A 26,326-nucleotide genomic window follows, 5' to 3' on the forward strand; every position below is an offset into this window, starting at 1 on the left:
CCGATGGTGCCGACCACGATGTCGGTGGTGGGGTGTTGGATGGAGGGATGAGCGACGTGCTCGAACGGTTCTCCCCCGCCACCCGTGAGTGGTTCAGCGGGGCCTTCGACGCGCCGACGCCCGCCCAGATCGGAGCGTGGGATGCGATCTCGCGCGGCAGGCACGCTCTGGTCATCGCGCCGACGGGGTCGGGCAAGACGCTCGCCGCATTCCTGTGGGCGATCGACCGGCTGGCCGCCGCCGACCGCGCTGCGGAGGGTGGGGCCGTCGATGCCGGAGGCGGCAGGTCCACGCGCGCGGCGGAAGGCGGGACCGCCGAGAGCCCGTCCACCGCACCGGCCGCGCGCGCCAAGGCAGCTCCGGCGGCCAAGCGCGGCACCCGCGTGCTCTACATCTCGCCGCTGAAGGCGCTCGGCGTCGACGTGGAGCGCAACCTGCGCGCACCGCTCGTCGGCGTCACGCAGACCGCCAAGCGGCTCGGGGCTGAGCCGCCGCACGTCACCGTCGGCGTCCGGTCCGGCGACACCACCTCCGCCGACCGGCGGGCGCTCGTGTCGACACCGCCGGACATCCTGATCACCACGCCGGAGTCCCTCTTCCTCATGCTGACCTCGGCGGCGCGGGAGACGCTGACCTCGGTGGAGACCATCATCATCGACGAGGTGCACGCGGTCGCCGCGACCAAGCGCGGAGCCCACCTGGCGCTGTCGCTCGAACGACTGGATGCGATGCTCGCCACCCCGGCGCAGCGCATCGGGCTCTCCGCCACCGTCCGCCCGCCGGAGGAGGTCGCCCGGTTCCTCGGCGGCCGCGCACCCGTCGAGGTGGTCGCGCCGCCGTCCGGCAAGCGGTTCGATCTGCGGGTCGTCGTCCCGGTCGAGGACATGAGCGAGCTGGGCACCTCCACCTTCGCGAGCGACAACGACGACGGCTCAGCGCCACAGTCCGGCTCGATCTGGCCGCATGTCGAGGAGGCGATCGTCGACCGCGTACTCAATCACCGGTCGTCGATCGTCTTCGCGAACTCCCGCCGCCTCGCCGAGCGCCTGACCGCGCGACTCAACGAGATCTACGAGGAGCGCATCCTGGGCGGCGGGGAGGACGGTCCGTCCGACGGGTTCGTGCCGCAGCCGCGTGGCCCGCGTGGCTCGCGTCCCCCGGCGGAGCTGGCGGGAGCGTCCGGCCAAACGCGAGGGTCGGATGCGGCGCGCGGATCGGATGCGGCGGCGGGCGCTGCGCCCGGCGCGCAGGGCGCCCTCGCCGACGACCCAGGGTCGCTCGTGCTCGCGCGCGCCCACCACGGCTCGGTGAGCAAGGAGCAGCGCGCCATCATCGAAGACGACCTCAAGGCCGGGCGGCTGCGCTGCGTCGTCGCGACCTCGAGCCTCGAACTCGGCATCGACATGGGCGCGGTCGACCTCGTCGTGCAGGTCGAGTCCCCTCCCTCCGTCGCGAGCGGGCTGCAGCGGGTGGGACGAGCGGGCCACCAGGTGGGCGAGGTGTCGCGCGGCGTGGTGTTCCCCAAGCACAGGGCCGACCTCATCCACTCCGCGGTGGCCAGCGAGCGGATGACCTCCGGGCTGATCGAGACGCTGCGGGTGCCGGCGAACCCGCTCGACATCCTCGCGCAGCAGACCGTCGCCGCCACCGCGCTGGAGTCGATCGACGCGGACGAGTGGTTCGACACCGTGCGCCGCAGCGCGCCGTTCGCGACCCTGCCGCGCAGCGCATACGACGCAACCCTCGACCTGCTGGCCGGACGATACCCGTCCGACGAGTTCGCCGAGCTGCGCCCGCGCATCGTCTGGGACAGGGATGCCGGCACGCTCACCGGACGTCCAGGAGCGCAGCGCCTGGCCGTGACCAGCGGCGGCACCATCCCCGACCGCGGCCTCTTCGGCGTCTACATGGTGGGCGAGAAGGCCAGCAGGGTCGGCGAGCTGGACGAGGAGATGGTCTACGAGTCGCGCGTCGGCGACGTGTTCGCGCTCGGCTCGACCAGCTGGCGCATCCAGGAGATCACGCACGACAGGGTGCTCGTCACCCCCGCGTTCGGCGAGCCGGGACGACTACCGTTCTGGAAGGGCGACGGCCTCGGCCGGCCTGCCGAGTTGGGTCGCGCGGTCGGCGAGTTCATGCGCGAGGTGAGCAGCGCATCCGAAACAGACGCCGAGCTGCGCTGCGTGGAGGCCGGGCTCGACACCTGGGCCACCGGCAACCTGCTCGCCTTCCTGAGCGAGCAGAAGACGGCGACGGGACATGTCCCGACCGATCGCACCCTCGTGGTCGAGCGGTTCAGGGACGAGCTGGGCGACTGGCGCGTCGTGCTGCATTCCCCGTACGGCATGCAGGTGCACTCGCCGTGGGCACTGGCCGTGCAGTCGCGGGTGCGCGACCGCTACGGCATCGACGGCGGGGCGATGGCGGCGGACGACGGGATCATCGTTCGTATTCCCGACACGGAATCCCAGCCGCCCGGCGCGGAGCTGTTCGTGTTCGAGCCGCAGGAACTGGATGCGCTGGTCACCGAGGAGGTCGGCGGCTCCGCGCTGTTCGCCGCGCGGTTCCGCGAGTGCGCCGCCCGCGCTCTGCTGCTGCCGAAGTACAACCCCGGCAAGCGTTCGCCGCTCTGGCAGCAGCGGCAGAAGGCGTCGCAGCTGCTGGATGTCGCGCGCAAGTACCCGAGCTTCCCGATCATCCTCGAGACGGTGCGCGAGTGCCTGCAAGACGTCTACGACCTGCCGGCGCTCGACGAGGTGACGCAGCAGATCGCTCAGCGGCGCATCCGGCTGGTGGAGGCGAGCACCGAGGTGGCGTCGCCGTTCGCGCGGTCGCTGCTGTTCGGCTACGTCGCGGCCTTCATGTACGAGGGCGACAGCCCACTGGCCGAACGCAGGGCGGCGGCGCTCTCGCTCGACGCCGGGCTGCTCGCCGAACTGCTCGGGCGGGCGGAACTCCGCGAGCTGCTCGACCCCGCGGTGATCGAGCGCGTCGAACGGGAACTCCAGCGACTCGCCCCCGAACGACGGGTGCGCGGGATCGAGGGCGTCGCCGACCTGCTCAGGATGCTCGGCCCGCTGTCGGCGGAGGAGGTCGCGGAGCGGCTGCAGGGCGACGTGGTCGCGGCGGCTGCGATCGCAGAGACCGCCGAGCCCGAGTCCACCTCGGGCCCCGAGTCCACCTCGGGCCCCGAATCCACCACCGACCCGCTTCTCCCGCCCGCCGCCGACGTCGCCACCGCCGCCGCACACCTCGCGGCGCTGGTCGACACCAAACGTGCTCTCGCCGTCCACATCGCCGGCGTGCAGCGCTACGCCACCATCGAGGACGCGAGCCGGTTGCGCGACGCACTCGGCGTCCCGCTGCCGATCGGTGTGCCCGTCGCGTTCATCGAGCCGGTCGACGATCCGCTCGGCGACCTGGTCAGCCGGTTCGCCCGCACGCACGGTCCGTTCGTCACGTCCGACGTCGCGGAGCGTTTCGGTCTCGGGGCCGCCATCGTCCACGACGCGCTCCGTCGTCTCGCGCACGACCGGCGCGTGGTCGACGGCGAGTTCCGCCCGCACGCCCACGGCTCGGAGTGGTGCGACGCCGATGTCTTGCGCCGTCTGCGGAGGATGTCGCTCGCCGCGCTCCGCCACGAGGTCGAGCCGGTCGACACCGCCACCTTCGCGCGGTTCCTTCCCGACTGGCAGCACATCGGCGGAACCCTCCGGGGCGTGGATGCGGTCGCCTCTGTGATCGAGCAGCTGGCCGGGGCGCGCATCCCGGCGTCGGCGTGGGAGTCGCTGATCCTGCCCAGCAGGGTGAGCGACTACAGCCCGGCGATGCTCGACGAGCTGACGGCGACCGGCGAGGTGATCTGGGCCGGAGACGGTGCACTGCCGGGCAGCGACGGCTGGATCAGCCTGCACCTGGCCGACTCGGCGCCGCTCACCCTCGCTCCTCCCGGCGACCACGAGACCGACGAGCTGCAGCGCTCCGTCCTGGAGGCGCTCGGCCGCGGAGGAGGGTACTTCTTCCGCCAGCTGTCCGACGTGCTCGGCACAGCGGCGGGCGCTCCGGTGGACGACACCGCGCTCGTGACCGCCCTGTGGGACCTGGTCTGGGACGGCAGGGTGACGAACGACACCCTCGCCCCGCTGCGCACGATGACCGGAGCATCCGGAGCCCACAAGCGCCCGAAGCAGGCGCCGCGCTCGCGGCTCTACCGCGGCAGGGCGGCCACGCGCTCCGCGATGGTGACCAGGATGGGCCCTCCGACGGTCGCCGGTCGCTGGTCGCTGCTGCCCGAGCGCGACCTGGAGTCGACCGTGCGCGCGCACGGTCAGGCCGAGACACTGCTCGACCGCTACGGCGTCGTCACCCGCGGCTCGGTGATGAACGAGGGCTCCCCCGGCGGCTTCGCGCTGGCGTACAAGGTCCTGAGCGGCTTCGAGGAGACCGGGCGCGCCCGCCGCGGCTACTTCGTCGAGACGCTCGGCGCCGCGCAGTTCGCCACGGGCGCCACCGTCGACCGGCTGCGGTCGTTCGCCAGGGACCACACCCAGGATGCGCCGCTCGAGTCCGTCGCGCTGGCGGCCACCGACCCCGCGAACGCCTACGGAGCGGCGCTCCCCTGGCCGGGCGTCCCCGGCGACGCCGGCACCGGACACCGGCCTGGCAGGAAGGCGGGGGCGCTGGTGGTCCTGGTCGACGGCGCGCTCACGATCTACGTCGAGCGCGGAGGAAAGAGCCTCCTCTGCTTCGCCGACCAGGAGCAACCGGATGCGCGCCCGGCGCTGCTCGCCGCATCCCGGGCCCTCGCCGCGCTCATCACCCGGGGTCGCGTCGACAAGCTCGCCATCGAGACGGTGAACGGGGCGTTCGTGCTCGGCACCCCGCTCGGCGACGCCCTCGGCGAGGCCGGGTTCCTCCCCACCCCGCGCGGGCTGCGGCTGCGATCGTGAGCGAGCATCCCGGTGCCTGAGGGCGACACCGTCTGGCGTGCGGCGAAGCGGCTGAACGCCGCCCTCGCCGGGAAGGTGCTCACCGAGACGGACTTCCGGGTGCCCGCATACGCGACGGTCGACCTGTCCGGGCGACAGGTGGATGCCGTGGTGAGCAGGGGAAAACACCTGCTGATGCGGGTGGGCGACGCGACCATCCACAGCCACCTCAAGATGGAGGGGTCGTGGGAGTTGTACACGCCGGGTGCGCGCTGGCGGCACCCGGCGTTCGAGGCGCGGGCCGTGCTGCGCACGGAGGACGTGACCGCGGTGGGCTTCCTGCTGGGCATCCTCGAGGTGATCCCGCGCGACAGGGAAGACGACGTGGTCGGCTACCTCGGCCCCGACCTGCTCGGCCCGGACTGGGACGCCGACGAGGCGCTGCGACGGCTGGCGGCGCATCCCGACCAGCCGATCGCCGTCGCCCTGCTCGACCAGCGCAACCTCGCCGGACTCGGCAACGAGTACGTCAACGAGCTGTGCTTCCTGCGCGGGATGCTGCCCACCCGTCCCGTCGCGGAGGCCGACCTGCCCGCCGCGGTGTCGCTCGCACGGCGGCTCATCCTCGCCAACCGGGACCGGCCGAACCGCGTGACGACAGGTGACACCCGACGCGGGCGCACCAGCTGGGTGTACGGGCGGAGAGGCGAGCCGTGCCGTCGCTGCGGCACGCGCATCCACCGGTCGGCGCTCGGGCGCACCGACCTGGAGGAGCGGGTCACGTACTACTGCCCGTCCTGCCAGACCTGACGCACGCGCCCGCTCCCCCGCCCGCTCCCAGATCATCGAGTCCGAAGTTGTTCACGCTGCGCGCGGCGTTTCGCGTGAACAACGTCGGACTCGATTGTGTGTGAGTCCGCGAAACGGGTCAGGCGGCGAGGGAGTCGGCCTGAGTGCGGACGGAGGCGAGGGCCTCCGACCAGGACTCGACCTGGTCGAAGAGCGGGGTGAGCGCCGCCTCCTGCTGGGCGGTGGGGTTGAGCGACCAGTTCTCGAAGTCGTGGGCGAGGCTGAGGCCCACGTGGGCGCTGACGGTCGCGACCTGCAGCTGCGACAGCACCAGACGCAGGTGCTCGACGGCGCGGGCGCCACCGAAGACGCCGTAGCTGACGAACCCGGCCGCCTTGTTGTTCCACTCGGCGCCGACGAAGTCGATCGCGTTCTTGAGCGCGCCGGAGGTGCTGTGGTTGTACTCGGGGGTCACGAAGATGTATCCGTCGAACTCGTCGATCTTGGCGGCCCAGGCCTTGGTGTGGTCGTTCGCGTACTGGCCCATCGCGGCGGGCATGGCCTCGTCGAGATGGGGGAGGTTCCAGTCCATCAGGTCGACGAGCTCGTACTCGACTCCGTCGCGCGTGGCGGCGTGGTCGTAGACCCAGCGTGCGACGGCTTCTCCGTTGCGTCCGGGGCGGGTGCTTCCGATGATGATGGCGATCTTCGTCATGTCAGGCCTTTCGTGTTGGTGACGTGTCACCTAACGCGAACCCGGGATGCGCGCGGAACATTCCCGGCGCGGTCGGCGGCCTGGAAGCGGGCTGGAAGCGGCCTAGAAGAAGTCGCCTCCGCCGAAGTCGCCCCCGCCGAAGTCCCCTCCGCCGAAGCCGCCGTCGCCACCGAAGCCGCCGCCGTTGTCCCAGCCGCCGCCGTCCGCGGAGACCGTGCCCGCGTCGCCGCCCCAGCCGCCGGCGTCGGAGGAACCGGCGCCGCTGTCGCCCGAGTCGGCGTCGCCGGAGCCGGTGTCGCCCGAGCCGTTGTCGCCCGAGGCGTTGTCGGCGGAACCGTTGTCGCCCGAACCGTTGTCACCATCGGTGGAGCCCGCATCCCCGGCCTGCTGGTCGACGGGAGACGGCAGGAACGCACTGACGAGCGCGGAGCCGATGACGTATCCGGCGACGCTTCCGAGCAGCGAGCTGGCGAACATCCCGCCGAAGCCGACACCGCCACGTCCCCCGCCCATGCCGTTGCCGCCGCCCATGCCGTTGCCGCCGCCGAGGGACCGCTCAAGGGTGCCCGGCTGCCGGAGTTCTGCGCGGGTGGCGGACTGCGCGAGAGAATGGGCGTCGTCGCCGCGCGGCTGCTCACCGGCGGGCGCGTTGGCGGAGAGCTGCTGGAACAGGAGCGAGCGCTGCTCGGGCGTCAGCTTCGCGAACGCCTCCTCGTGCACCTGCTCGATGGTCTCCGGCGGCGCGGTGCGCAGCAGGTAGCGGTAGCGCTCGACGGCGATCTCGTCCTCGGAGCGCTGCTCGGCTGCCACCTGGCCACCGGCGGGTGCGCCCGCGGAGGCGTTGACGGGCTGCCGCTGTGCAGGAACCTGCTGCGCGGGAACCTGCGCAGGAACCTGCTGCGCTGGCGCCTGCTGCTCGTCGCGTCCGAAGAGGCGGTCGAGGAATCCCATGGTGTTCTCCGTTCGAGGCGACGCTCGCGCGTCGGCGACAGTGTGTGAATCCGTACAGAGAAGTGTTCCGTGAGCGGCTGAGCGAGCGCTGTGTCCGCGCTGCGACCTCGCCGCGTGCTCCCGGTAGGCTCGATCCGCGCGGTGAGCGGTGCTGCGGCGCGGTGCCAACGGCTGCGGCGAGCGCGGGAGACGAGGACGGAATGGCCAGGCGAGACGAACCGAGCGACACGCGACTCCCCGACGACGCCACCCCGGATGAGCGCAGACAGGCGGGCGACCGGCTGCGCGAGCGGATCTACGCCACCTTCACCGCCCTCGCCATCCTGATGGCGCTCAGCAGCCACGGGGAGACGCTCGATCCGCTGAACGTGCTGCTCACGCTCCTCATCTCGGTCGGCGGTGTGCTGCTCGCCGGGCTCGCGTCCGACCTGGTGTCGCACATGATCGTGCACAACACGCTGCCGAGCGCGCTGGAGTTCCGGCACATGGTGGCCGTCGCATCCCGTGCGCTGACGGTGCTGTTCGTCCCCGCCGTGATGCTGCTCATCGCCGCGGCGGGCGGTGTGAGCGTGAAGGCGGCGATGACGACCGCCGTCGTCGCGCTGATCGTCTCGCTGGCGGTGATCGCGCAGATCGCCGTGAAGCGCACCACCCTCGGCACGGGCAAGCGCATCCTGGTGCTGGCGGCGATCGTCGCGCTCGGAGTGGCCGTGGTGACGCTGGAGCAGCTGGCGCACTGAACCCGTGGGGACGGAACCCCGTGGAGGGCTGAACCCGTGGGAGGATGACTGCCATGTCCCCTATCCGCCAGCGGCCAGACCCGAGGAAGCTGAGCGACGAGGAGATCGAGCTCTTCAACGCGTTCTACGTGATGCGCCGTGGGTTCGACCGCACGCTCGACGCGCAACTGCAGCGGGATCACGGCATCTCCATCTCCGAACTGGAGGTGCTGATGGCGCTCGTGCGCGCACCGGGTCGGCGCCTGCGGGTGCGCGAGCTGGTCGACGTCACCGGCTGGGAGAAGAGCAGGGTCTCGCACCAGGTGACCAGGATGGCCGCGCGCGGATTCGTCGAGCGGCAGGAGTGCGCGGAGGACAGGCGCGCCAGCTACATCCACCTCACCGGGGATGGGCGGAGGGTGCTGGTCCGGGCGCTGCCGGAGCACACGGCGACGATCAGGCGGGTGCTGTTCGACGTGCTCTCGGACGATCAGCAGGCGGAGTTCCTGGAGATCGCGAAGAACATGATCGCCGCGAACGAGGCGGAGACCGCCGTCTGCGAGCGGGAGGACGCGGCGGAAGCCGAACCCGCCGATGAACGGGTTCGCAGCGACGTCACCTCCTGAGCGGCGCCGATCTGGGAGCACGGCTCGGAAAGCCTGACGATTCGTCGAGAAACGCATGGATCGCCAGGGCTCTCGCAGGGTTGCACCCCTAGCGTTTCCCTGTGCGACGCCCGACCTTCCCCAGCCCCGAGGAACCCAGAGACCCTCGGCAGCACTCCGGCGACCCCGAACCGGCCACCGAGGTGTTCGGGCGGGTGCCCCAGCCTGACCCGCGCCGCCCGGTCCGCGCCACGCGGCCTGCCGACGGCCGGTATGGCGGAAGCCGGGCTGCCGGTGCTGCGGGAGCCGCATCCGGTGGTGGCGTCGACGCGCTGTTCGGCGGCGCAGGCGGAGGCTCCGGGCGCGACGGCGGCGGGCGCAACGGCGGCGGCAACGGCGGCGGCGGCAACGGCCACGACGGCGGCGACGGCACCGGCGACGGTCCAGACTCCCCCACTCCCGGCGGCCGCAGAGGCCGCACACCCCGCAAGCGGCGCTCCCGCACCAAGCGCATCATCGGCTGGACGGCCTTCGGCCTCGCCGTGATCCTCGTGGTCGTCGGCGGGTACGCCGCGTACAGCTACTTCCGCTTCGTCAACAACGTCAAGCACGTGGATGTGATCTCCGAGCAGCACAAGCCGAAGACCGACGTCGACGGCTCCGACCAGAACATCCTGCTCGTCGGTGACGACCACCGGCCGGACGGCGCATCGCAGGCCGAGCTCGACCAGCTCGGCACCACCGACGACGGGGGCGGCACCAACACCGACACGATGATGGTGCTGCACATCCCGGCCGACGGGAAGTCCGCCACCCTCATCTCCCTCCCCCGCGACTCGTGGGTGGATGTGCCCGGCCACGGCATGAACAAGCTCAACTCCGCCTTCTCCCTCGGCGGCGGCGCGACCGATGCGACCAGCGGCGCGAAGCTCCTCATCCAGACCGTGCAGAACCTCACCGGTCTGACGATCGACCACTACGTGCGCATCTCCCTGCTCGGCTTCTACGACATCGCCCAGGCGCTCGGCCCCATCCAGGTGTGCCTGAACAACGCCGTCGACGACCCGTACTCGCAGGCCAACTTCCCCGCAGGCGTGTCGACGCTGGATGCGCACCAGGCGCTCGCGTTCGTCCGCCAGCGCCACGGTCTGCCGCAGGGCGACCTCGACCGCGTCGTGCGCCAGCAGTACTTCCTGTCGGTGGAGGCGCACAAGTTCCTCTCCGCGGGCACGCTGCTGAACCCCGGCAAGCTGTCGAAGGTCCTGGATGCGGTGAGCGGATCGCTCGAGACCGACCCCGGCCTCAACTTCCTCTCCCTCGCCACGCAGTTGCAGGGGCTCACCGGCGGCAAGATCCAGTCGGCGACCATCCCGATCTCCGGCACCCCGACCATCACCGTCGACGGCGAGGACCTGTCGATCGTGGAGGTGGACACGGCCGCGATGCCCGCGTTCATCCAGAGCCTGATGGGCACGCCGAGCGCGTTCGAGAAGGCGACAGCTGCAAAGCCGGCAGACACGACCGTCACCGTGCTGAACGGCGGGGAGACAAACGGTGCGGCAGGAACCGCGACCGCGACGTTCGCCGCCGCCGGCTTCAAGACGGGCACGGCCGGGGATGCTGACACGCAGCCGAGCACGGTGATCAAGTACCCGAGCGGGCAGGAGGCGCAGGCCAAGGCGGTCGCGGCGTACCTGCCCGGCGCGTCCGTGCAGGAGACGTCGTCGGTGTCCGGCGTCACGGTGGTCCTCGGCGACGACGGGCTGATGCCGGCGGCCCCGGCAGCCGGCGGGGCGCCCGCCTCCGGCGGAGCACCCGCGCCGACCCCGTCGTCGCCCGCGAAGAACTACAGCGACACGGTCTGCATCAACTAGCCGGGCCTCCGTTCGGACGGAGATCCTAGGCGACACGCCGCCGGATCGTCCGTTCGAGCAGAGAATTTGCGCGGGACGGCGGGAGATTCCTCCGTTGCGCGAGCCACCGCGCTAGTCGAAGAGCCTCCGGAACACGTTCGTGTCCGCCAGGTCGACGAGCTCGTCGCCGCGGCCGGACATGATCGTGCGCAGGGCGTAGAGCGTGAAGCCCTTGACCTGCTCGGCGGTGATCGCCGGCGGGATGGACAGCTCCTGGCGGGCGGTGACCACATCCACCAGGGCCGGTCCGTCGTGGTCGAAGGCGGCGCGGAGGGCGGCCTGCAGGTCGTCCGGCTTCTCGACCCGCTGGCCGTGGATGCCCATCGCGTTGGCGACATCGGCGAAGTTCGGGTTGTCCAGCCCGGTGCCGAAGTTGACGAAACCGGCCGCCTTCATCTCCACCTCGACGAAGTTCAGCGACGAGTTGTTGAACACGACGATCTTCACCGGCAGCTTGTTCTGCCGCAGGGTGAGCAGTTCGCCGAGCAGCATCGCCAGCCCGCCGTCTCCGGCGAGCGCCACCACCTGCCGGTCGGGGAACGCCGACTGCGCGCCGATGGCGTGCGGAACGGCGTTCGCCATCGTGCCGTGCGAGAACGAGCCGATCAGGCGGCGCCGTCCGTTCATCTCCAGGTAGCGGGACGCCCACACCACGGGCGAGCCGACATCCGGGATGAACACGGCGTCGTCGGTCGACAGATCGCTGATCAGCTTCGCGACGTACTGCGGGTGGATGGGCGTGCGGTTGCGGTCGTTCGTCGCGAGGTCGTCGAGCCCCTTGCGGGACTTGCGGTAGTGCGCGGTGGACGAGTCGAGGTGCTTGGTGTCGGTGCGGTCCTTGAGCAGCGGGAGCAGCGCATCCACGGTGTCCCGGACGCTGCCCACCAGGCCGAGGTCGACCGGGGTGCGCCTGCCCAGGTTCTCGCCACGGATGTCGACCTGGATGATCTTGGCCTTCGACGGGTAGAACTGCTGATACGGGAAGTCGGTGCCGAGCATCAGCAGCACGTCGCAGCTCTCCATCGCCCGGTAGCCGGAGGCGAACCCGAGCAGGCCGGTCATGCCGACGTCGTACGGGTTGTCGTACTCGATGAACTCCTTGCCGCGCAGTGCGTGGACGACCGGCGCCTTGAGCTTGTCCGCAATGGCGACCAGCTGCGGGTGAGCGCCCTCCACGCCCGCTCCGCCCAGGATGGTGACCTTCTTGGCCGAGTTGAGCAGGTCGGCTGCCGCGTGCAGCTCGGCGTCGGCGGGCCGGGTGACGCGCGGCGAGAACGCGATCGGCGCCGACTTGCGGCGGCCGGTGCTGTCCTTCAGGAAGATCTCGCCCGGGATGACGACCACCGCGACGCCGCGACGCTCGATGGCGGTGCGCATCGCGATCTCGAGCACCCGTGGCAGCTGCTCCGGCACACTGACGAGCTCGGTGTAGACGGCGGCCTCGCGGAACAGGTCCTGCGGGTGCGTCTCCTGGAAGTACGTGCTGCCGATCTCCGGACCCGGGATCTGCGCGGCGATGGCGAGCACGGGAACCCTGCTCCTGTTCGCGTCGAACAGGCCGTTGATGAGGTGCAGGTTGCCCGGCCCGCAGCTGCCGGCGCAGACGGCGAGCTCGCCGGTCAGGGCGGCCTCCGCCGCGGCGGCGAACGCCGCGGCCTCCTCGTGCCGCACATGCTGCCAGGCGACCGACCCGTTCCTGCGCAGCGCATCCGTGAACCCGTTGAGCGAATCGCCCGGCAACCCGTAGACGCGTTTCACCCCCGCGTCCTCGATGATCTCGACGATGGTGTCGGCGACGGTCGGCATAGTGCACTCCCTCGAATCGGCGGATGCCTCCAACGTACGCCGAGGAAGGGTGCCAGCGGGAGAGGCGCTGGGACGATGTGCAGGGTGCGGGGATGCGGCAGGGGCAAGACCCGCGCGCAGACCGCACGGCCGCATCCATTGCCCACGGCCGAACATGCGCGCACAATCGCTGCATGAGCAATGAGGTGGACTACTTCGAGATCGGGTCGCCGGATCCGGAGGCGAGCACGGCGTTCTACTCCGGGATGTTCGGGTGGGAGATCGGGCCGCCGTCCCCCGCCGGATACAGCATGGTCGGCGGGGACAAGGGCGGGTTGTGGGACACGAACGGCGTCGGGGGCGGGTCGTGGGCCGTGTTCTATGTGCACGTCGACGACGTCGCCGCGGCGGTCGAGCGGGCGACGGCGCTCGGGGCGACCGTCGCGCTGCCGCTGGTGGACAACGGGTCGATCCAGTTCGCGCACCTGCTCGACCCGACGGGGAACCGGTTCGCGGTCTGGCGCCCCAACAACACCGACTGAGAGGGGGCGTGAGCCGACAGACAGGTCGTTTCGCTAGACGATGCGGTCCGCGCGGAGATTCGGACAATGCACACAAGTCTCGATTACGGTGTGCTTACCCCCGTTACTCTCCCACACGACACTCGTCGTCGTCCCCATAGGAGAACCCACCTCATGGTCAAACAGGCGCGCGCCCAAGCCACCAGAGACGCCATCATCCTCGGCGCAGCCGAGACGTTCGAGCGCTCGGGTTACGGCCTCTCCTCGATCGCCGACATCGCCACAGCATCCTCTGTCACGAAGGGCGCGCTGTACTTCCACTTCCAGTCGAAGGACGACATCGCCAGGGCGGTGATCGACGAGCAGCACGAGCGCGCGTTCGCCTCCGGCTCCGAGATCATGGCGAAGAAGCTGCCGGCCCTGCAGACGATGGTGCTGCTCTGCGCCGGACTCGCCCAGCAACTGCTCACCGACCCGGTGGTCAAGGCCGGCATCCGGCTGACCACGGACAGGTCGGGGTTCGAGCAGCCCGTCGACGGCCCGTACGACGACTGGCTGCGCGCCGTCGAGGACCTCACCGTCCGCGGCATCGCGGAAGGCGACATCGTCGCGACGGTGGACCCGTCGATGTTCGCGCATTTCCTGATCCCGGCGTTCACCGGTGTGCAGCTGGTCTCGGAGACCCTCTCCGACCGCGCCGACCTGCTGCAGCGGGTCAGAGAGCTGTGGATCGTGCTCCTGCCCGGCATCGTGCCGCCGGAGAGGTACGAGGCGCTGTCGACGCTTCCCCTGCTCGTCCCTGAGGGCTGAACGTCGCGCCCGCCGTTACACTGACAGCGGGGATCGCCTCTGAATCATGGTGGCGAACAGCGACACCGGGAGGGGCCGATATGAGCGCAGCACGGAAGGCCAAAAGTAAACGCGCAGTGATGCGCATGGTCTACATCGATTTCTGGTCGGCGCTCAAGCTGTCGTTCCTGGTGGCCGTCGTGCTCGCCGTGCTCACGGTGGTGATCGCCCTGTTGGTGTGGAGCGTGCTCGACAAGCTCGGCGCGATCGGCTCCCTCCGCGACTTCCTCGAGAGCATCGCGGGGACGCAAGGCTCTGCGCTGGTCTCCGACCTGACGTTCTCGAACATGCTCACGTTCACGCTGGTGGTCGCACTGCTCGAACTGATCGTGGTGTCAGCGCTCGGCGCGATCTTCGCCGCCCTGTTCAACCTGGCCACCCGCGTCGTCGGCGGCTGGAAGCTCACCTTCGGGAGCGACTGAACTCCAACCCGCCGACCAGCAGGTCGACGCCGAACCGGAATGCCGCAGCGGGGTCGTCCTCGTCGATGCTGGATGCGGTCACGCCGTCGGCGAGCACGCCGAAGCTGTCGTACTGCATCCGCTGCTGCTCGTGCGAGACGTGCCCGAGGATGAAGTGCAGCAGCGCGGTCGCCGCACGGCCGCTGGTGTGGTCGTCGAACCCGCCGAGCGCGACGGCGGAGGCGAGCCGGTCGACGGCGGCGGTGGACCCGAGGCCGAGGGCGAACGTGCTGGAGACCACCTCGGCTCCGTCGCGGTAGGCGAGCAGCGCATCCCGGAGCGTGGCGGCCTCGGAGCGGACGGCGTGCATCCAGTCGGTGGGCGCGGTGGCGGTGGATGCGGTGGCGGTGGATGCGGTGGCGGTGGATGCGGTGGCCGTCGCGACGGGGCGGCCGTGGGAGACGATGCGGTCGGCGAGTTCGGCCAGCAGCGTCTGCTTGTTCGGGAAGTGCCAGTAGAGGGCGCTCGGCTGCACGTCGAGGGCAGCGGCCAGGCGGCGCATGGTGAGGTCGGGGAGGCCGTGGTCGTCCAGGATGCGCAGGGCCGTGCGCGCCACGTCGTCGCGGGTGTGCCGCCTGCCGGTGCTTTCCGTTTCCGTCACCCGATCAGTATAGTGAACGCTGTTCAGGTGAACGGTGTTCAGGTGCGGAGCTTTCCGGTGGACGGCGTTACGGAGCAGCACCCGCACCCCGACCGTGAGGAAGCCCCCCATGTCCCGACCCGCCAGCACGCGCATCGACGCGACAGACATCGCCAGGATCGCGGTCTTCGCCGCCATCGTGGCCGTCCTCGGCCTCCCCGGCGGCTTCTCGGTGTTCGGCGCCGTCCCGATCACGGCGCAGACGCTGGGGGTGATGCTCGCCGGAGCGATCCTCGGACCGTGGCGCGGCGCCCTCTCGATGCTGGTACTGCTCGCCCTGGTGGCGGTCGGCCTCCCCCTGCTCTCCGGAGGCCGCGGCGGCATCGGCGTCTTCGTCGGCCCGTCGGCCGGCTACCTGTTCGGCTGGGTGGTCGGCGCGTTCGTGATCGGACTGATCGTGCACGCGGGCGGCCGCACCCCCACCTGGACGAGGACGATCGTCGGCATCATCACCGGCGGCATCATCACGATCTACGCGTTCGGCATCCCGGTCCAGGCACTCGTGACCCGCCTCCCCCTCGCGGAGACGGCGCTGCAGAGCACGGTGTTCCTGCCCGGCGACCTCATCAAGGCGGCGCTGGCGGTGGCCATCACGATGACGCTGGCGCGGGCATACCCGCGGGCGTTCCGGACGCGCGGGCGCGTGCGGGCGGACGAGGAGCGCGAGCCGGTGCGCGACGAGGCCGGGGTGTCGTGACCGTGGTGATCGTGCCGCTGGTGGGGGCGGGTTCGGCGACCGCGGGTGCGGCGCGCGAGCTGATCGGCCGCATCCACTCGGTGCGGGCTGCGGGCGATGTGCCGCTGGTCGGCGACGACCGGTGGCCGGAGAAGCAGTGGCGGCAGGTGCGCGCGGCCGCGGAGGCGGCGGGGCCGCTGCCGGGGATCGGGTGGGCGACGCTCACCTCGGGGAGCACGGGCGCGCCGCGGATCGTGGTGCGCAGCGTGGAGTCGTGGTCCGCGTCGTTCGCGGCAGTGGATGCTCTGCTCGGCGTGCAGGACGGGGACGTGCTGGCGCTCCCGGCACCCGCGGCGTCGTCGCTGTCGTTGTTCTCGATCGCCCGGGCGGCGGAGGGCGGCCCGGAGCTGCTGATGCCGGAAGGGCACGCGGTGGTCGCGAGCGACTTCGCCGACGCCACCCTGTTCCACGGGACGCCGCGCGCGCTCCGCACGATCCTCGACGCCGGCCCGGCCGCGACACCGCTGCTGCGGGCGGCGCTCGTCGGTGGCGCCGACCTGGATGCGGGAACGCGCGCCCGCGCGGAGGAGCGCGGCATCCGGGTGGTGGCGTACTACGGCGCGGCCGAGCTGTCGTTCGTCGCGGTCGACCACGGCGACGGGCTGCGACCGTTCCCGGGGGTGGAGGTGGAGATCCGCGACGGCGAGCTGTGGGTGCGGTCGCCGTATGCGGCCTCGGGGTATCTGGGCGGCGACGGACCGCTGCGGCGGGACGGCGCCTGGTGCACGGTGGGCGACCGGGCGGAACTCGTGGATGGGCGCATCCGGTTGTCGGGGAGGGCGGACGACGCGATTCTCACGGCGGCGGCGACCGTCGTGCCCGCGGAGGTCGAGACCGCGCTGCTCGGGTTGCCGGGCGTGACGGATGCCGTGGTGTTCGGGCTGCCGAACGACGGGGTCGGGGCGCTGGTGGCGGCGGTGTTGGAGTTGGCGCGGGGTGATGGGGAGGATGGGGTTCTCGCTGGTGGGCTGCGCGCGCAGGCCCGTGCGGTGCTCGCGCCGACGCACGTCCCTCGGCGGTGGTTCGTTATGGACGCGCTGCCCCGCACCGCGTCGGGGAAGCCCGCGCGGGCGGAGCTGCTGCGCAGCGTCCTCGCGGGTGAAGTGAGCGGACTGTGAGCGGCGATCCCATCGTGGTGGCGGCACGCCGCACCCCGATCGCCACACGTGGCCGCGGGTTGGCGGACGCCACCGTGGACCGGCTCGCCGCGCCCGTGCTGCGCGCGGTGCTCGATGACTGGGCTGCAGCATCCACTCCCCCGCATCCCACCCCTACCGTCGCGGACGTCGTGCTCGGCAACTGCATGGGACCGGGCGGCAACCCGGCCAGGGTCGCTGCGCTGCTCGCGGGGCTCGGGGTCGAGGTGCCCGGCATGACCGTGGATCGGCAGTGCGGGAGCGGACTGGCCGCCGTCATCGAGGCGGCGAACGCGATTCGCGGCGGCGACGAGCGGCCCAGGATCGCGGGCGGGGTGGAGAGCGCATCGACGGCGCCCGTGCGGTCGGTCGACGGCGTCCCGTATGACAGGGCGCCGTTCGCGCCCGCCGGATTTCCCGACCCCGGCATGACCGAGGCCGCTGAGCGGTTGGCGGCGGAAGACCGCATCCCGCGGTCGCGTCAGGATGCGTATGCTGCGCGCAGCCGTCGCCGTGCGCTCGCGGCGGTGGCCGACGGGCGGTATGCGGGCGAGCTGGTCCCGGTGGAGGGGGTGTCGGGCGACGAGCTCGGCGCATCCGGCGCATCCGGCGCGGACGAGCGGGTGCTGGCCCGGTTCGCGCCGTTGTTCGAGGGCGGTAGTGTGACCGGCGGGAACTCGTGCCGGGTGAGCGACGGGGCGGCTGCCGTGCTGCTCGTGCCGGGATCGCTGCGCGGGGTGGGTGTTCCTGGGCTGGCACTGCGGGCGCACGCGGTGGTCGGCTGCGATCCGGCGCTGCCCGGCGTTGGGGCGGCGGCGGCCATCATCGAAGCGCTCGGTCGCGCGGGTGGCACCGGCCGCACCGTTGCCGACGTGGCGGCGTTCGAGATCGTCGAGGCGTTCGCGTCGCAGACCATCGCCGTGCTCGACCGGATCGGGGTGGCCGACGACGACGTCCGGGTCTGCGCCGACGGGGGTGCGCTGGCGGTCGGGCATCCGTGGGGTGCGAGCGGGGCGGTCGCCGTGGTGCGGCTGTTCAGCAGGCTGGTGCGCGGTGGGGCTCCCCCTGGGACGCTCGGCGTCGCGGCGGCGTCCGTCGGCGGCGGGATGGGCGTCGCGGCCGTGTTCGAGGTGGTGCGATGAGCGCCATCGCCCTCGACCACCTCACCGTGCGGCTCGGCGAGACCGTCGCGCTCGACGATGTGAGTGTCGCGCTCGACGCATCCAGGATCGCCGTGGTCGGCGCCAACGGGTCGGGCAAGTCCACGTTCGCGCGCGTGCTGGCCGGACTCGTGGCGCCCAGCTCGGGGAGCGTCCGGGTGCACGGGCTCGACCCGGGCAGGCAGGCTTCCGCGTTGCGGCGGCTGGTGAGTGTGGTGTTCAGCAACCCGGATGCGCAGATCATCATGCCGACGGTGGCGGAGGACGCCGCGTTCTCCCTCCGCAGCGAGCGCCTGCCGGCCGCCGAGTCCGCCGCGCGGGTGGCCGACGCCCTCGACCGGTTTGGCCTGACCGGGCTCGCCGACCGCGCCGCCCACGACCTGTCCGGCGGGCAGAAGCAGCTGCTCGCGCTGTGCGGGGCGTTCATCCGGCGGCCGCAGCTGGTGATCGCCGACGAGCCGACGGCCTACCTGGATGCGCCCAACGCCCGCCGCGTGGCCGAGCACCTGTTCGAGGACGCCGGGCACCAGCTGGTGCTGCTCACCCACGATCTGCGGTTGGCGGAGCGGTGCGAGGTTGCCGCGCTGTTCGACGCAGGGCGCATCGCCGCGGTGGGCGCTCCGGCGGACGTGATCGCCGCGTACGAGGCGAGCCTGCGATGGTGACCCTCTACCGCCCCGGCACCGGGTGGATGCACCGCGCCCCGGCCGGACCGAAGGCCGCCGTGCTGCTCGCGGTCGTGCTCGGCGTCTCCTTCCTGCCGTCCACCTGGTGGGCGGCCGGGGTCGCAGCGGCGATCGCCGTGGTCGGCTACCTCGTCTGCGGGCTCGGGATGCGGGAGCTCGGCCGGCAGGTGGTCGCGGTCCGCTGGGTGGTGGTCATCACGCTGGTCGGTCAGCTGATCTTCCTCGACGCGGAGGCGGCCGTCGCGAACACGGCGCGCGTCGTCACCGCGATCCTGCTCGCCGGGATGCTCGTCCTCACCACCCGCGTCGCCGCGCTCCTCGACGCGTTCGAGCGGGGGCTGCGACCGTTCGAACGGGTCGGGGTGGACGCGCAGCGCGTCGCACTGATGCTCGCGGTCACCCTCAACACCGTGCCCGTGCTGTCCCGGCTCGCGGCAGGGGTGCGGGAAGCGCAGCGCGCCCGCGGAGCCAGGCCGGGTATCGTCGGCTTCGTGATCCCGTTCCTCGTCGTCTCGCTCAAACACGCCGACGACCTCGGCGACGCCCTCACCGCGCGAGGCGTCCGATGACCGGGATGCGCGTGCTCGGTCCGACCGTCGACGACCAGACCCGGTGCATCCACTACCGGACGCAACTCGACGTGATCGCCATCCGGTTCGCCTGCTGCGGCGAGTACTACCCGTGCCATCTGTGCCACGCGGAGGCGGCCGACCATCCGGCGGAGCAGTGGCCGCTCGACCGTCGCGACGAACGCGCGGTGCTCTGCGGGGTGTGCGAGCACGAGCTGACCGTCACCGAGTACCTCGGGGCGGATGCCTGCCCGGCGTGCGGCGCGGCGTTCAATCCGGGGTGCAAACTGCACACCGAGCTGTACTTCGAGGTCTGACGCGACGGGTGGTCGGGGTCAACCCCTCACGGAACCACGACCACCTTCCCGCGCACCGTTCCTGACGCGACCAGGTCGATGGCCTCGCCGGCGCGGTCGAGCGGGAGCACCGCATCCACCATCGGCGTGAAGGCCCCGGCGTCGACGAGGTCGGCCAGGTCGGTGAGGTCGGACGCGTTCTCTTTCGAGACCAGACCGATCAACCGCTGGCGGACGAACCGGTTGGCGACGGCGGCGGCGAGCACTCGCTCCATGCCGCCGAGGACCGGACCGCCCATCCCTCCGACGATGACCAGGCTGCCCGACGGCGCCAGGATGCTGCGCAGGCGGAAGAGGCGGCGGTCGCCCGCCGTGTCGATGATCGCGTCCCAGCGGCGGCCGGTCGCCGTGACGTCGGTGGCGCGGTAGTCGATGACCTCTGCCGCGCCGAGACCGCGCACGAACTCGGCCTTGGCCGTGCTGCACACCCCGGTGACCGTCGCGCCCGCGGCGACGGCGAGCTGCACGGCGTAGTGGCCGACGCCGCCCGATGCTCCGAGCACCAACACGCTCCCGCCCGCGGGGACGGCCGCGGCGCGCAGCGCCTGCAACGCGGTCACCGCCGAGACGGGGACCGCGGCCGCCTGCTCGTAGCCGATGGATGCGGGCAGCCGCACGAGCGCGGACCGCGGCGCGCGCACGAACTCGGCGAACGCACCGTCTGCAGAGCCGAACACGTCGTCGCCCGGTCGCAGGTCGGTCACGTCGGCGCCGACCGCCGAGACGCGGCCGGCGAACGCGAGGCCGCGCACCCGCGCCTTGGGGCCGCGGACGCCGAAGCCGATCAGCCGCATCAGGTACGGGCGGCCGGTCATCAGGTGCCAGGTGCCCGCATCCACTCCGGCGGCGCGCACGGCGACGACGACGTCGGTGGGGCCGGGGACAGGGACGGCGACGGTCTCGACACGGAGGGCGTCGCTGGTTCCGTATGCGTGCTGCACGACGGCGGACATCGTCGTCGCTGTTGCGGTGTCGCTCATGGGGTCCTCGATTCGGTGGAGGGGCGCGGGCGCGCTCAGCCTTCGGGGTACTGGAACACGTCGTCGAGCGGCACCCCGAAGACGCGCGCGATCTGGAACGCCATCTCGAGCGATGGCGAGTACCGGCCCTGCTCGATGGCGATGACGGTCTGCCTGGTCACTCCCACCCGCTCGGCCAGCTCGGCCTGCGTCATCTCGTTCGCCGCGAACCGCAACGACCGGATGCTGTTGGTCACCCTGGTGGGCTTCACCATGCCGGCAGCCCCTTGCGGTAGGCGACCAGCGTGGCGATGGAGCCGACGACCGCGGAGAGCACGAACATCAGGTAGACGACGTTGGCGATCCAGAACCAGTCGGCGCGGACCAGGGCGAGCAGGAGGGCGGCGACGGCGCCGATGATGACGAACGCCTGACCGACCCTGTCGCCGAACGCCTTGACCTCGCGGTCGCGCTGGTCACGCCTGTCCGCGCCCTTTGGCGATGCCATGCCGATCACGATGCCGGCGACGATGCCGGCGACGATCGCGCCGCCCACCGTCCAGAGCAGGATGGGCGCGTAGTCCACGTCGGTGAGCGGAGCGCCGGCCGCGGTGCCGAACAGCACGGCCAGGTAGGTGGCGTACCCGGCGATCGCGATCACCAGGAACGCCCACGCGTTCTTCTCGTCGAACGTCATCTCAACTCCTCATGTCAAACAAACCTGACATACTCAAAGTAAAGCAAACTTCACTCCATGTCAATGATTCTTGACACGTGATGGAAAGCGAGTGGCCCCGGACGTCCGCCGTGCGCGGGGGTCCGGGGCCACTCGGTCGGCTAGGCCTGCGAGCCGCGCCTGCGCGTGACGATCAGCAGCACGACGAATCCGCCGAGGATGCCGAGCAGTGCAGCACCGAACGCCGGTGCCAGGTCGGCGCCCGTGTTCGCGAGACCGGACTGGATGACGCCGTTACCGCCACCCGAGCCCGCTGCGCCGTTGCCGGTGCCGGTACCGGGGTCGCCCGGCGTGCCCGGCGTGCCGGGGTCGCCCGGGGTGCCGGGGTCGCCGGGGCCGGTCGCCGCCGCCACCGTGATGGCGGTCCAGCCGATCACGTCGCCATTGGCGTCCTGCACCGCGATCCGGTGCTCACCGGCGGGCAGGTCGGCGGGCAGGGTCACCGTGAGCTGACCGCTGGCCGGGACCTGCATCCACCCGCCGCCGAGCTTCTGCGGGGTGGAGTGCACCCACGCGGAGACCCAGCTGCCGGAGAACGCCGAGCCGATGTTGATCGTCACCGTGCCGCCGGGTTGGAACACCCCGTGGTCGCTGCCGAGCGCCTGGATCAGATCCTTGAGCGCCTGGATCAGCTTCTCGATGGCGGCCGCGATGGGGTTCGTCGGCGGCTTCGGGTGTGTGCCGGGGCCGGTCGCGTCCGCGACCAGCAACGGCACACGCACCGTCGTGCCCGAGTCGGGGGCGCGCAGCACGAGCACGCTCGCTCCCGCCGCATCCGCCGGGACCGTGAAGCTCACGGTCGCCGCGCCGTCCGCATCCACCGGGATGGACGGGAGGGTGGATGCGCTGCCCTGCCAGGTGAGGTCCAGCGAGGTGTTCGCCGGGCTGCCCAGGGAGGTCAGGTTGAGCTTCGACACCTGGAAGGCGACCTGCTGGCCACGGTCGAGGGTGCCGGTCGGCACGCCGGAGACGGCGACGCCGCGGCGCTCGAAGCTGGGCGAGAGCGGGCTGTTCGCGGTGATGTACGCGATCCAGGCGTCGCGGTCGATCAGGCCGGAGTCCTTCGTGTTCGCGCCCTGCGCGAAGGCACGGAAGTTGTCTCCGCCCTGCAGCAGGAAGCTGAACGACCCGATCCGGTAGGACTTCGCCGGGTCGATCGGGGCTCCGTTGACCAGGATGCTCGTGATGCGGTCACCGGCGGCGCGGGCTGCGTCGTAGGTGTAGCTCACGTTCTTCGACAGGCCGAGGTTGAGGAACGGACGGCTCGGGACGGACCCGTCCGCGTTCGTCTGCCACTGCTGTTCGAGCGCCTGCTTGAACTGCGCGCCGGTGAGGCTCGTGGTCCACAGGTTGTTCACGAACGGGAGCACCGCGTTGGCCTGTGCGTACGTGACGGAGCCGTCGGTGCCCTTCAGCAGTTCGGCCCGCAGTCCGCCCGGGTTGACCACGCCGATCTCCGCGCCGCCGAGGTCGGGGGCGGAGAGCGTCGACACCAGCGAGTCTGCGACGAGATTGCCGAGCGTCGACTCGGACATCCTGTCGTCGCGGGCCGCGCCGATGTACGCCGTGGTGATGTCGGCGGTCACGGAACCGATCTTCTGGTTGCCGATCACCGCCGCGTCGGCGAGCGCCTTGTCGACGATGGTCTTCACCGCAGCGACCCGGGGGTACGCGGCGACGAGGTCGCTGTCGGCGTCGGTCGTGCGCGCCACGTTGGCCGCGGTGTATCCGGTGACCTTCTTGGTGTCGCCGTCGACCGAGAGGGTGATCTGGCCGATGTTCTCTCCGTAGCTCCCGGTCTGGACGATCGGCCTGGTGGCACCCGAGACGCCGGGGATCGGCGCATCCCACGCGTACTGCTTGTGCGTGTGACCGGTGAAGATCGCGGACACCTTCGCCGAGGTCTTGGTCACGATGTCGGCGAACGCTCCGCCGGCCGCGACCTCCTTGTCGAGCGTCGCACCGTCCGGCGTGCCGAAGCCTGCGCCCTCGTGGTATTCGGCGACGATCACGTCGGCCTCGCCGTTGGACGTGTTGCCGTCCGTCAGCTTCGCAGCGACGCGGTTGACGGCGGCGACGGGGTCGCCGAAGTCGAGCGATGCGACGCCGCCCGGCGACACGAGCGTCGGGGTCTCCTGCGTCACGGCTCCGACCACGGCCACCTTCAGCCCGTCCACGGTGAAGGTCGCGTACTCCGGCAGCGCCGGGGTGGTCGTGCCCTTCGTGTAGACGTTCGCGCCGAGGTAGCTGAAGTCGGCGGCCGAGGTGACCCGGCCGGTGAGGTCGGAGAAGCCCTTGTCGAACTCGTGGTTGCCCACCGCGCTCGCCTTCAGGCCGAGCGTGTTGAGCACCTCGATCGTCGGGAGGTCACCGGCGGACGCCGAGGCGAACAGCGACGCCCCGATGTTGTCGCCGGCGGAGAGGAAGAGTGTGTTCTGGTCCCCCGCTGCCGCACGCAGCTTCTCGATGGTTCCGGCGAACTTGACCGTGTTGCTGTCGATCCGACCGTGGAAGTCGTTGATGTTCAGCAGGTTGACGGTCTTCGCGCCGGCGCCGAGCCCCATCCCGATCACGATCGGGTCGTGGTCGCTCGACCGGTACTGGTCTGCGACGTAGAAGTTGGTCGCGTTGTAGTTGTATCGGCTGTACTCGAGCGCGATGGACTCGCCGGAGTTGATGTTCCAGACGTCTGCGCCGGTGATGACCGCGTTCGCTGCCGGGGAGGCGAGGACGTGGTCGAGCGAGCCGACCGTGCCGCCGAACGAGTACGTCGCCTTGGTGGTGCGGGTGTGCACTTGGTCGATGTACCCGGCGTCGGTGATGACCTTGATCGGGTCTTCGTTGAGGTAGGCGTTGAAGTCGCCGATCAGCAGCACCTTGTCGGAGCCGAGCGTGGACTTCAGCGTGTTCGCGAACCCGACGAGCGCCGTCGCCTGGGCGACTCTGGAGGCGTTCGACGCACCCTGCCCGTCACCCTGGTCTGCGTCGGCTCCCGTTCCCGACCCCTTCGACTTGAAGTGGTTCACGACCGCGATGAACGCGGAGGAGTCCGGCGTGCCGACCTTCTTGAAGGCCTGGGCCAGCGGCTGGCGCGCATTGGCGAACGCCGCATCCATCAGGATGCGCGACTCGCCCACCGGCACAGCGTGCGCCTTCTTGTAGATGAACGCGGTGCGGATGACGTCCTCGCTGGACGGCACGGCTGCCGGAGACGGCACGAACGCCCAGATCTGGCTGCCCGCCGCGGTGTTGAGCGCGGTGACCAGCTTCGAGAGGGCATCGTCGCGGTTCTTGCCGAAGCGCGCGGAGTTCTCGATCTCTTCGAGGGAGACGACGTCGGCGGAGAGCCCGTTGATGGCCGCGACGATCTTGTCCTGCTGGCGCTTGAGGTTGGCGGCGTCCGCTGCTCCTCGCGCGTCGCATCCACTGTTCACCGTGATGTTGTTGCCGTCGCGGTCGGTGTAGAACGTGCAGCCGGTGAGCTGGTCACCGGTGGTGGTGAAGTAGTTCAGCACGTTGAACGTGCCGAGCTTCAGGTCGCCGCCCACGGCGGCCGGGGCGGCGGCGCGGGTGTTGCCGAAGGTGACCGGCTGCACCGTGGATGCGGTGGCCGGGGTCAGCTCGGAGGTGGGCTGGAACTTCCACACGTTGTTGCGGAAGTCGAGGACGACCGGCTTCGTGAAGGTGACCGGCGCGCCGACGCGCACGGGCGCGGTGACGGACAGGTACGGCAGCGGCTTGGCCTTGTTGGCCGCGCTGAGGAAGTTGGTGGACGCTCCGTCGTCGAGCGTGACGGCGCGGGCGGCGTTGTCCGCCACCGCCGCCGCGTACTCCGGCGTGCCGGGACGTGCGGTCTCCGTTGGCTGGACCAGCGGCGTCTCCCCGGCCGCGAGGCCGATCTCGCCGTACTGGTTCGTGGAGTACACGTCGGTCACGGTGAACGCGCCCTGCGGTGCGAGCAGCATGCCCTCCAGGGACTCGCGCTGCGCCGCGGTCGCCGGGAGGCCGACCGTCGCCGGGACCGGCGCGGTGAGTCCGGCTGGGTCGAGCGCGACGACACCGGCGGCGGATGCCGGGGTGATCTCGGTCAGTCCGGCGAACTCGCTGACGGCACCGGTGACCTGCACGTACTGGCCGACGGTGACCGCCGCGGTGGCCGCGGAGCCGTAGACGTAGACCGCGTCGGAGGCCTGGTGCGTCGCGAGGTCGATCGCGCCGCCCGTGCCGGGGGTCTGGATGTAGAAGCCGTTGAAGCCGCCGGTGGCGTACGCGGCCGTCACGAATCCGCTGGTGGTGACCGTCGTGCCCGCCTTCGGGCTGACGTCGGTGGTGCCCTGCACTTCGGCGATCGGGATGCTGTCACCGGCCGGTGGGCTCGGGTCGCCTCCCGTGCCGGGGTCCGTGCCTCCCGGCGCCGGCTCCGTCGCGGGGCCGCCCGCCGGCGTCGAGGCGTTCTGCGGCGTGATGGTGGCGGTCAGGGTGAGGTCTGCGCTGTTGTCGTCGCTGTCCCAGAACCCGGTGCGGGTGAGCGACTTCACGTCGGTGTTTCCGGCCGGCGCCGTGGCGGCCTTGGTCTCGAACGTGTTCGACGTGCCGTAGCCGACGAGGTCGACGATCCCGGATGCGTTCCTGGCGTCGCCGACGGGAGGCGTCACCGCGGTGGCGGTGTTGGAGAGGATGATCGTGCCGCCGGAGCCGGACGGGTTGAGCGTGCCCGTCGCATCCGGAGTCGGAAGAGCGGCGCCGTTGACTCCGTTGGAGCTGCCCTGCACGAGGTAGTAGCCGTAGGCGGCGATGCTCCCGCTGAGCGCGGTGAGGCCGGTGGCCGCCGCCGTGCCCGTCGCCGGGCGGTACTGCACCGACCAGCCGTCGACCGTGACGGGCTGGCTCGACGGGTTGTAGAGCTCGACGAACTTGTTGGAGTACGCGGCGCCCGTGCTTCCCCCTGACAGGTACACCTCGTTGATGACGACGCTCGTGGCGTCGACGCTGGCGGTGGCCGGCACCGCGGTGAGAGGTGCGGCAGCGAGCCCGACCCCCACAGCGGCTGCGGTGGCGATCTGCCACGCTCTGCCGAATCTTCTCAACATGCTTCTCCTCGGTCGGGACTGG

The 26,326-nt window shown here is 71.2% G+C and carries 22 protein-coding genes; 14 read left to right on the top strand and 8 right to left on the bottom strand.

Annotated features, from left to right (window positions below; all coding sequences use genetic code 11):
- The first annotated feature begins 47 nt into the window (after positions 1-47).
- Together ACN6M5_RS09470 and ACN6M5_RS09475 are read left to right on the top strand one after the other, a co-directional pair.
- Complete coding sequence (locus ACN6M5_RS09470) at positions 48-4,949, top strand: Lhr family ATP-dependent helicase (RefSeq protein WP_434949425.1); 4,902 nt, start codon at positions 48-50, stop codon at positions 4,947-4,949.
- 12 nt (positions 4,950-4,961) lie between these two features.
- Positions 4,962-5,738 carry a DNA-formamidopyrimidine glycosylase family protein gene (locus ACN6M5_RS09475; RefSeq protein WP_434949426.1) on the top strand — a complete coding sequence of 259 codons (777 nt, stop codon included), beginning with the start codon at positions 4,962-4,964 and terminating at the stop codon, positions 5,736-5,738.
- Between the two features lie 118 nt (positions 5,739-5,856).
- Here the strand turns inward: ACN6M5_RS09475 and ACN6M5_RS09480 are convergent, their stop codons facing one another.
- Together ACN6M5_RS09480 and ACN6M5_RS09485 are read right to left on the bottom strand one after the other, a co-directional pair.
- On the bottom strand, positions 5,857-6,432 hold the full coding sequence (locus ACN6M5_RS09480; protein ID WP_085368876.1) for an NADPH-dependent FMN reductase: 576 nt from the start codon (positions 6,430-6,432) through the stop codon (positions 5,857-5,859).
- Positions 6,433-6,534: 102 nt separating this feature from the next.
- Entirely contained in the window at positions 6,535-7,383 is an 849-nt protein-coding gene (locus tag ACN6M5_RS09485; protein ID WP_434949427.1) for a DEAD/DEAH box helicase family protein, read from the bottom strand.
- 200 nt (positions 7,384-7,583) lie between these two features.
- Between ACN6M5_RS09485 and ACN6M5_RS09490 the strand changes: the two genes are divergently transcribed.
- The 3 genes from ACN6M5_RS09490 to ACN6M5_RS09500 all read left to right on the top strand — a co-directional run bounded on the left by ACN6M5_RS09490 (position 7,584) and on the right by ACN6M5_RS09500 (position 10,581).
- Complete coding sequence (locus ACN6M5_RS09490) at positions 7,584-8,123, top strand: hypothetical protein (protein WP_434949428.1); 540 nt, start codon at positions 7,584-7,586, stop codon at positions 8,121-8,123.
- A 53-nt stretch (positions 8,124-8,176) separates the two neighbouring features.
- Positions 8,177-8,728, top strand: a complete 552-nt coding sequence (locus ACN6M5_RS09495; protein ID WP_434949429.1) for a MarR family winged helix-turn-helix transcriptional regulator — start codon at positions 8,177-8,179, stop codon at positions 8,726-8,728.
- A 101-nt stretch (positions 8,729-8,829) separates the two neighbouring features.
- Positions 8,830-10,581 carry an LCP family protein gene (locus ACN6M5_RS09500; protein WP_434949430.1) on the top strand — a complete coding sequence of 584 codons (1,752 nt, stop codon included), beginning with the start codon at positions 8,830-8,832 and terminating at the stop codon, positions 10,579-10,581.
- Between the two features lie 111 nt (positions 10,582-10,692).
- Here ACN6M5_RS09500 and poxB read toward each other — a convergent pair whose 3' ends face one another.
- On the bottom strand, positions 10,693-12,426 hold the full coding sequence (poxB, locus tag ACN6M5_RS09505; RefSeq protein WP_434949431.1) for a ubiquinone-dependent pyruvate dehydrogenase: 1,734 nt from the start codon (positions 12,424-12,426) through the stop codon (positions 10,693-10,695).
- Between the two features lie 173 nt (positions 12,427-12,599).
- On the opposite strand from poxB, the gene ACN6M5_RS09510 reads away from it, so the two are divergent.
- The 3 genes from ACN6M5_RS09510 (at position 12,600) to ACN6M5_RS09520 (ending at position 14,197) form a co-directional block, all read left to right on the top strand.
- Positions 12,600-12,947: a VOC family protein gene (locus tag ACN6M5_RS09510; protein WP_085368883.1), complete on the top strand. Its 348-nt coding sequence runs from the start codon at positions 12,600-12,602 to the stop codon at positions 12,945-12,947.
- A gap of 153 nt (positions 12,948-13,100) precedes the next feature.
- Positions 13,101-13,736 (top strand): ScbR family autoregulator-binding transcription factor, encoded by a 636-nt coding sequence (locus ACN6M5_RS09515; protein WP_434949432.1) that lies wholly within the window; start codon positions 13,101-13,103, stop codon positions 13,734-13,736.
- A gap of 80 nt (positions 13,737-13,816) precedes the next feature.
- The gene (locus tag ACN6M5_RS09520; protein WP_085368885.1) at positions 13,817-14,197 is read left to right on the top strand and encodes a DUF3566 domain-containing protein; all 381 of its coding nucleotides are present in this window, start codon (positions 13,817-13,819) and stop codon (positions 14,195-14,197) included.
- On the opposite strand, the gene ACN6M5_RS09525 is transcribed toward ACN6M5_RS09520, so the two are convergent.
- Entirely contained in the window at positions 14,178-14,837 is a 660-nt protein-coding gene (locus ACN6M5_RS09525) for a TetR family transcriptional regulator (protein ID WP_434949433.1), read from the bottom strand. The two genes, ACN6M5_RS09520 and ACN6M5_RS09525, sit on opposite strands and share 20 nt — an antisense overlap.
- Positions 14,838-14,946: 109 nt before the next feature.
- Here ACN6M5_RS09525 and ACN6M5_RS09530 point away from each other — a divergent pair, with 109 nt between their 5' ends.
- Genes ACN6M5_RS09530 through ACN6M5_RS09555 form a run of 6 tightly spaced genes read left to right on the top strand, consistent with a single transcriptional unit; the run spans position 14,947 to position 19,480 of the window.
- Positions 14,947-15,573 carry a biotin transporter BioY gene (locus ACN6M5_RS09530; protein ID WP_434949434.1) on the top strand — a complete coding sequence of 209 codons (627 nt, stop codon included), beginning with the start codon at positions 14,947-14,949 and terminating at the stop codon, positions 15,571-15,573.
- A complete protein-coding gene (locus ACN6M5_RS09535) occupies positions 15,570-16,730 on the top strand; it encodes a class I adenylate-forming enzyme family protein (protein WP_434949435.1) in 1,161 nt (386 codons plus the stop codon). The genes ACN6M5_RS09530 and ACN6M5_RS09535 overlap by 4 nt, the downstream gene beginning before the upstream one ends.
- Positions 16,727-17,890 (top strand): thiolase family protein, encoded by a 1,164-nt coding sequence (locus ACN6M5_RS09540; protein ID WP_434949436.1) that lies wholly within the window; start codon positions 16,727-16,729, stop codon positions 17,888-17,890. Before ACN6M5_RS09535 ends, ACN6M5_RS09540 begins: the two co-directional genes overlap by 4 nt.
- Complete coding sequence (locus ACN6M5_RS09545) at positions 17,887-18,573, top strand: energy-coupling factor ABC transporter ATP-binding protein (RefSeq protein ID WP_434949437.1); 687 nt, start codon at positions 17,887-17,889, stop codon at positions 18,571-18,573. The genes ACN6M5_RS09540 and ACN6M5_RS09545 overlap by 4 nt, the downstream gene beginning before the upstream one ends.
- The gene (locus ACN6M5_RS09550; protein ID WP_434949438.1) at positions 18,567-19,163 is read left to right on the top strand and encodes an energy-coupling factor transporter transmembrane component T family protein; all 597 of its coding nucleotides are present in this window, start codon (positions 18,567-18,569) and stop codon (positions 19,161-19,163) included. The genes ACN6M5_RS09545 and ACN6M5_RS09550 overlap by 7 nt, the downstream gene beginning before the upstream one ends.
- Positions 19,160-19,480, top strand: a complete 321-nt coding sequence (locus ACN6M5_RS09555; RefSeq protein ID WP_434949439.1) for a CHY zinc finger protein — start codon at positions 19,160-19,162, stop codon at positions 19,478-19,480. The genes ACN6M5_RS09550 and ACN6M5_RS09555 overlap by 4 nt, the downstream gene beginning before the upstream one ends.
- 26 nt (positions 19,481-19,506) lie before the next feature.
- Here ACN6M5_RS09555 and ACN6M5_RS09560 read toward each other — a convergent pair whose 3' ends face one another.
- The 4 genes from ACN6M5_RS09560 to ACN6M5_RS09575 all read right to left on the bottom strand — a co-directional run bounded on the left by ACN6M5_RS09560 (position 19,507) and on the right by ACN6M5_RS09575 (position 26,304).
- Positions 19,507-20,499 carry an NAD(P)-dependent alcohol dehydrogenase gene (locus ACN6M5_RS09560; protein WP_434949440.1) on the bottom strand — a complete coding sequence of 331 codons (993 nt, stop codon included), beginning with the start codon at positions 20,497-20,499 and terminating at the stop codon, positions 19,507-19,509.
- Positions 20,500-20,534: 35 nt separating this feature from the next.
- Entirely contained in the window at positions 20,535-20,753 is a 219-nt protein-coding gene (locus tag ACN6M5_RS09565) for a helix-turn-helix transcriptional regulator (protein WP_434949441.1), read from the bottom strand.
- A complete protein-coding gene (locus ACN6M5_RS09570; RefSeq protein ID WP_434949442.1) occupies positions 20,747-21,175 on the bottom strand; it encodes a hypothetical protein in 429 nt (142 codons plus the stop codon). The genes ACN6M5_RS09565 and ACN6M5_RS09570 overlap by 7 nt, the downstream gene beginning before the upstream one ends.
- A gap of 140 nt (positions 21,176-21,315) precedes the next feature.
- Positions 21,316-26,304, bottom strand: a complete 4,989-nt coding sequence (locus ACN6M5_RS09575) for an ExeM/NucH family extracellular endonuclease (RefSeq protein ID WP_434949443.1) — start codon at positions 26,302-26,304, stop codon at positions 21,316-21,318.
- Between the last annotated feature and the right edge of the window lie 22 nt (positions 26,305-26,326).

Origin of the sequence: Leifsonia araucanica (assembly GCF_051161895.1) — a bacterium.
GTDB lineage: Bacteria > Actinomycetota > Actinomycetes > Actinomycetales > Microbacteriaceae > Leifsonia.

Excerpts from the sequence above, each read along its gene's own strand:
- ACN6M5_RS09565 (WP_434949441.1), bottom strand. The coding sequence starts at position 20,753 with ATGGTGAAGCCCACCAGGGTGACCAACAGCATCCGGTCGTTGCGGTTC.
- ACN6M5_RS09510 (WP_085368883.1), top strand. The coding sequence starts at position 12,600 with ATGAGCAATGAGGTGGACTACTTCGAGATCGGGTCGCCGGATCCGGAG.
- ACN6M5_RS09520 (WP_085368885.1), top strand. The coding sequence starts at position 13,817 with ATGAGCGCAGCACGGAAGGCCAAAAGTAAACGCGCAGTGATGCGCATG.
- ACN6M5_RS09550 (WP_434949438.1), top strand. The coding sequence starts at position 18,567 with ATGGTGACCCTCTACCGCCCCGGCACCGGGTGGATGCACCGCGCCCCG.
- ACN6M5_RS09515 (WP_434949432.1), top strand. The coding sequence starts at position 13,101 with ATGGTCAAACAGGCGCGCGCCCAAGCCACCAGAGACGCCATCATCCTC.
- ACN6M5_RS09495 (WP_434949429.1), top strand. The coding sequence starts at position 8,177 with ATGTCCCCTATCCGCCAGCGGCCAGACCCGAGGAAGCTGAGCGACGAG.
- poxB (WP_434949431.1), bottom strand. The coding sequence starts at position 12,426 with ATGCCGACCGTCGCCGACACCATCGTCGAGATCATCGAGGACGCGGGG.
- ACN6M5_RS09560 (WP_434949440.1), bottom strand. The coding sequence starts at position 20,499 with ATGAGCGACACCGCAACAGCGACGACGATGTCCGCCGTCGTGCAGCAC.
- ACN6M5_RS09470 (WP_434949425.1), top strand. The coding sequence starts at position 48 with ATGAGCGACGTGCTCGAACGGTTCTCCCCCGCCACCCGTGAGTGGTTC.
- ACN6M5_RS09490 (WP_434949428.1), top strand. The coding sequence starts at position 7,584 with ATGGCCAGGCGAGACGAACCGAGCGACACGCGACTCCCCGACGACGCC.
- ACN6M5_RS09530 (WP_434949434.1), top strand. The coding sequence starts at position 14,947 with ATGTCCCGACCCGCCAGCACGCGCATCGACGCGACAGACATCGCCAGG.
- ACN6M5_RS09485 (WP_434949427.1), bottom strand. The coding sequence starts at position 7,383 with ATGGGATTCCTCGACCGCCTCTTCGGACGCGACGAGCAGCAGGCGCCA.
- ACN6M5_RS09545 (WP_434949437.1), top strand. The coding sequence starts at position 17,887 with ATGAGCGCCATCGCCCTCGACCACCTCACCGTGCGGCTCGGCGAGACC.
- ACN6M5_RS09555 (WP_434949439.1), top strand. The coding sequence starts at position 19,160 with ATGACCGGGATGCGCGTGCTCGGTCCGACCGTCGACGACCAGACCCGG.
- ACN6M5_RS09570 (WP_434949442.1), bottom strand. The coding sequence starts at position 21,175 with ATGACGTTCGACGAGAAGAACGCGTGGGCGTTCCTGGTGATCGCGATC.
- ACN6M5_RS09575 (WP_434949443.1), bottom strand. The coding sequence starts at position 26,304 with ATGTTGAGAAGATTCGGCAGAGCGTGGCAGATCGCCACCGCAGCCGCT.
- ACN6M5_RS09480 (WP_085368876.1), bottom strand. The coding sequence starts at position 6,432 with ATGACGAAGATCGCCATCATCATCGGAAGCACCCGCCCCGGACGCAAC.